At 28.0% G+C, this 572-nt stretch carries 1 protein-coding gene; it reads right to left on the reverse strand.

The window, feature by feature from the left end; all coding sequences use genetic code 11:
* Positions 1-63: 63 nt before the first annotated feature.
* The gene (locus ABDZ53_RS09765; RefSeq protein ID WP_343756021.1) at positions 64-417 is read right to left on the reverse strand and encodes a winged helix-turn-helix domain-containing protein; all 354 of its coding nucleotides are present in this window, start codon (positions 415-417) and stop codon (positions 64-66) included.
* Positions 418-572 lie beyond the last annotated feature (155 nt).

The raw sequence follows: 572 nt of genomic DNA on the forward strand, positions 1-572 counted from the left end.
CAAACAAATATAAAAGTGATAAAATCAACACTGATAAAGCTTTTTAGAAAAACTATGAATTATTCAGGTTACTCTATCTTGACCATATAATATTAAGTTCTTTAACATCTTTGTTCCGAAATTATCATTAAAATTTGTAAACACTAGACCTATAGAAGGTTTAGAACTTTTGTTATTAATGGCATGTGGATCTATATTATCCGAGTTTTTTATAACATGGGATCCTTTTCTCGGTTTTCTAGAAATAAATCCTTCATTTTTCAAAATTTCCATGGCTTTTTTTATTGTTATGGTACTAACTCCAAAAAATTCACTAAACTCTTTATCTGTAGGTAGTTGCGAGTTTAAAGGGTATTTAGATTCAATTATTCCCTTTTTTATATCCTTATAGATAACTTTATATAAAGGTTCTTTCATGTGAGTTCCCACTTTTCTAATATATTTTGGTATTTTTCGTTGACTATGATAATGATGTCTGATACTTTAATAGTATAATTAATATCTCAAGTTTTGCAGTTAAAAAATAGCCTTTGACCCTTGGTGTCATTGACTTGGTACCGATTATTATGCCG

The sequence above is a fragment of the Alkalibacterium iburiense genome (assembly GCF_039521845.1).
GTDB classification, from domain to species: domain Bacteria; phylum Bacillota; class Bacilli; order Lactobacillales; family Carnobacteriaceae_A; genus Alkalibacterium; species Alkalibacterium iburiense.